The organism is Kitasatospora sp. NPDC092286 (assembly GCF_044755565.1).
Lineage (GTDB): Bacteria > Actinomycetota > Actinomycetes > Streptomycetales > Streptomycetaceae > Kitasatospora.
This window is the reverse complement of sequence record NZ_JBIVRD010000096.1, coordinates 1-4,193: the sequence shown is the minus strand read 5'-3', so window position 1 is coordinate 4,193 and position 4,193 is coordinate 1. Positions and strand designations below refer to the sequence as shown.

4 protein-coding genes are annotated in these 4,193 nt (G+C 61.4%); 3 read left to right on the top strand and 1 reads right to left on the bottom strand.

Going from position 1 to position 4,193, the window contains the following annotated elements:
- Positions 1 to 311, bottom strand: a 311-nt coding sequence (locus tag ACIQIB_RS39170) for a hypothetical protein (protein WP_400764209.1), incomplete at its 3' end; no start/stop codon positions are given.
- Between ACIQIB_RS39170 and ACIQIB_RS39165 the strand changes: the two genes are divergently transcribed.
- The 3 genes from ACIQIB_RS39165 to ACIQIB_RS39155 all read left to right on the top strand — a co-directional run bounded on the left by ACIQIB_RS39165 (position 298) and on the right by ACIQIB_RS39155 (position 3,928).
- Entirely contained in the window at positions 298 to 2,361 is a 2,064-nt protein-coding gene (locus ACIQIB_RS39165) for an RHS repeat-associated core domain-containing protein (RefSeq protein ID WP_400764207.1), read from the top strand. The genes ACIQIB_RS39170 and ACIQIB_RS39165 overlap by 14 nt on opposite strands.
- Positions 2,362 to 2,855: 494 nt before the next feature.
- Positions 2,856 to 3,482: a deaminase domain-containing protein gene (locus ACIQIB_RS39160; RefSeq protein ID WP_400764212.1), complete on the top strand. Its 627-nt coding sequence runs from the start codon at positions 2,856 to 2,858 to the stop codon at positions 3,480 to 3,482.
- Positions 3,483 to 3,544: 62 nt separating this feature from the next.
- Positions 3,545 to 3,928, top strand: coding sequence for an SMI1/KNR4 family protein (locus ACIQIB_RS39155; protein WP_363613232.1), 384 nt, complete (start codon positions 3,545 to 3,547; stop codon positions 3,926 to 3,928).
- Positions 3,929 to 4,193 lie beyond the last annotated feature (265 nt).

The following is a 4,193-nucleotide window of genomic DNA, read 5'->3' as shown; positions in this document are numbered from 1 at the left end:
GCCCCGTCGACTATGAACGGCAACACGCCACGAGCGTCATTAACCTGGACTTGGTCGCATAACAGGCAAGTGTCTACAAAATAGGGCAAAGCCCGGCAGTACGAGTACGACCTGATCGGCAACCGGACGAAGCTGGTCCAGAAGGACGTCAACGGCGACACCAGCAAGGACGTCACCACCACCCAGACGTTCGGCAGCGGTCCGAACACCCCGTCCTCCGACCCGAAGACCGGTGGCGGCACCGGTGGCCCGCACGCGCTGATGAAGTCCACCAGGACCGGCCCGGCCGGCCCGGCGGTGACCTCGTACACCTATGACGCCGCGGGCAACACGACCTCCATCACCGACACCCCGGGCACCAGGACACTGACCTGGAACGCCCAGGGCAAGCTCGATCAGATCACCGGTACCGGTCAGAGTGCCGGCACCAGTTACCTGTACGACGTTTCCGGCAACCAGCTGATTCGCCGCGACCCGGGCAAGACCACGCTCAACCTCGGGGCCGACCAGATCACGCTGGACACCAACACCCAGGCGGTCACCGGCGTCCGCAGCTACGCGGCGCCCAACGGTCTCTCCATCACCCGCACCGTCATCAATGGCAACTCCACCCTGGCTTATCAGGCCTCGGACCCGCACGGCACCAACGGTGTCCAGTTCGACGCCTACAACCTCGCTCAGGTCCGCCGCCCCACCGACCCCTTCGGCAACGAGCGCGGCGCCCAGCCGGGTACCGGCGTCTGGGCCGGCGACAAGGGCTTCGTCGGCGGCACCAAGGAGACGGCCACCGGCCTGACCCTCCTCGGTGCGAGGGAGTACGACCCCAGGACGGGCCGTTTCATCAGCCCCGATCCCATCACCGACGCGGGTGACCCGCAGCAGTGGAATGCCTACGCGTACGCCAACAACAGCCCCGTCAACAAGTCCGACGCCAACGGCCTGAAGGTCGGTTGTGACTTCGCGGCCGAGTGCAGTAACAACCACGATTACGTCCGTAGCAACGGCCAGGCTGTTGATGCGGTGTTCATCTACAGTCCTCCGGCCTCGACGGCGCCCACCCCTCCGCCTACCGCAGACCAGCAGAAGGCCCAGGAGCAGAAGGCCGGGGCGGAGAAGGTCAGGAACGAGGGAAAGCGCAAGCGCGACGAGATCGTGCACCAGGTCGTCGACCTGATCGGTGACCTGATCGGCTTCAACGACGCCCGTGACTGCTTCACCAAGGGCGACGTGATGGCCTGCGTCAACACGGCCCTGAACGCGGTTCCCTGGGGCAAGCTCTTCAAGGCCGTCAAGGTCGGCATCAAGGCCTTCAAGATCTACAAGGAGATCGACAAGGCCTACGACATGATCCGCTCCGGCGAACGCGCCATGGCGGACGCCGAGAAGGCCATCGTCCGGGCCAATACGGCTGCAGCCGAAGCGCGGGCAGCGGAGAGAGCCGCCGCCAAGGCCGCCGAAGAAAAGGCGGCCAAGGAAACCGCCACAGACGCCGCGGGCACAGAAGGCAAAGCCGTCGCGGCCGAAGCAGACGAAGCGGCCGGCACCAGCTGCCCCATCCTGCAGAAGAACAGCTTCCCCACCGGCACCCAGGTCCTGATGGGCGACGGCACACTCAAGCCGATCGAGGAAATCCACGACGGCGACGTCGTCATGGCCACCGACCCCCAGACCGGTGAGACCCGCCCCGAGACCGTCACCGCGACCATCACCACCCCCGACGACAAGGACTTCACCGACCTCACCCTCACCGACGAAGCGAGCCCCCGCGGCCCGCCCGCCGACAACCCGGCAAAGATCACCTCGACCTACCACCACCCCTACTGGAGCGAGACCCGCCAGCAGTGGGTCGACGCCGGCGAACTCACCCCCGGCGAGCACCTCCGCCAGCCCGACGGCACCACCCTCACCATCCAGTCCGTCCGCAACTACCCCTACGCCGTCACCACCCACAACCTCACCGTCAGCCTGCTCCACACGTACTATGTGCTCGCAGGCGCCACGCCGGTTCTGGTGCATAACTGCGACACAGCAACGGTTCATGAGCTGAGTATGACCAAGCCAGCGCATGGTACGGAGGAGTCGCATCTCGCGCCGCTTCGGAGTCTTTCAGATGAAGAATTTCTGCAAGCCGTAAACAGGCCGCACGATGGTCAATTCATCACAATTAACGAGCACAACACGGTCGTGCAGGGAAATCATCGCGTGGCTGAGCTGATCCGAAGGGCGGAGAGCCCTGATCATAAGATCGACTGGACCACGAAGGTGGCGGTGCGGCGGCATCAAAGGGATTTGAGCATGTTCGATGACTTTGACGGAAGTGGCCCCCAGGGGGGCGTCAAGGACCTGTTTGATCTCTTCTAATGGATTGGCGGCTTGGGATGGATGCTGCTCAAGTTGATCCCGAGATTTATGGGGTCCGGGCTGCAACGTATGGGGATCTGGTGGAGGTTCTCCGGGATCCGAGAAGTGAATCCTTTCGCACGCGGATGGACTTGCTGGTTTCGTCCAAAAGGATTGACCGGCGCGGCCTCCATATCGTGATGCCATTTCTTGAAAATGGATTCAGTGTGGAGATTGGAGAGCGGTCATTCAGGTGCTACATGTGGTTTCTTGAGGCCAATCAGAATGTTCGCACGTGTGTTCTGGTCGATATGCTTGCCAGTCATCTGTCCGGATTTCGGAGAGTCAGTTCATCGGGTCTTGAGAGAATTACTCTGAATCTCTTGGGGGAGCTCCCTATAGAGACGCTCTAGGAGTAAAAGCAGTAGGCCGCCCCTCAGGGTGGTCTACTGCTTTTATGATCTTGTGCTGCTTGGGAGTTTCGGAGTGGCTGTCACGACGCCAGCCCGCGCAGCCTGCTGGCCGCCGATCAGGCGAAGATCACCTCCACCTACCACCACCCCTACTGGAGCGAGACCCGCCAGCAGTGGGTCGACGCCGGTGAACTCACCCCCGGCGAACACCTCCGCCAGCCTGACGGCACCACCCGCACCATCCAGTCCGTCCGCAACTATCCCTACGCCGTCACCACCCACAACCTCACCGTCAACCTGCTCCACACGTACTATGTGCTGGCAGGGGCCACGCCGGTCCTCGTCCACAACTGCGATCTTGCCGAAATGGCGGCTGATCACCGGGTCAACGCAAATAACGGCCTCGGCGTTAAGGCGGACAAGAATATCGCCGTGGCGCGGGTGCGGGTCGATGGGTCGAATGATTTCATGACGGCGACGAGCGGGAAGCATGTAAACCCTGGAGAGACTGGCATGCCTGTCACGCGAAGGTTTGACCCCGGCACTCGACCTTATGATTCGGAGACTCACATTTTCGAAACGTTGGCGCAGCGCCTTACTCCTGAATCCAAGGGCACGATAGATCTGTACTCAGAGCGCATCGTCTGCCCGAGCTGCGAGGGCCTAATAGGTCAGTTCAGTAAGGCGTTTCCTGGAATCCAGATTAATATTTCTACGGGAGTTGGCTGATGCTTTCTATCCCGGATATCGCTGCGACCGTAAGGCGGATTGCCCCTGATTCCGTCGCAGGGATGACCAATGCGGAAATTGACCGCGTTCGCGACCTGTGGGGCATTCGGAGGGTCCCTGAACAGTATGGGGAGTTCCTGTCCCTGATGGGGCGTGGTGCTGGCGGGATCCTCCGTGGAACCGATGCCTTCTTCCCCGTAATCCTCGACATGCGGCGAGCTGGCGATGATTTTTTCTCCGATAATCCTGGAGGGATAGATCTGCCTGATGGTGCTGTTGTATTTGCCATGCATCAGGGGTATCAGGTCTATTGGATGGAGTCGACATCCCTGCAAGATCCTCCCGTGTCCCTCTACATGGAAGGGGAGGCCGCTCCAATGAGCCATTGGGGATCTTTTACGGAATTCCTAAACTCTGAATATGTGAACACCTATCCGGACTTTTGATTCGATTTGTCAGTCCCGTTGTTTCGTGGGGCTTACGGTCCGGATCCTGTCTCGCAATCCGAGCGCATCCCTGCCCCGCTGTGTGGGGGGCTGCCACAACGCTTCGCCTGGACGCGGTAGCAGAGCGTCGATCACGCTGTAACGCGAGCGAACAGAGGCCCCGCCAGGGACCTTGGGTTCTAACGGTCCTCGCAACACCCGCGATCTGTGGGAGTTGCGAGGGCCGTGGCTGTTGGACGCGATGATCTTTCGGGTTTGAGGGAGC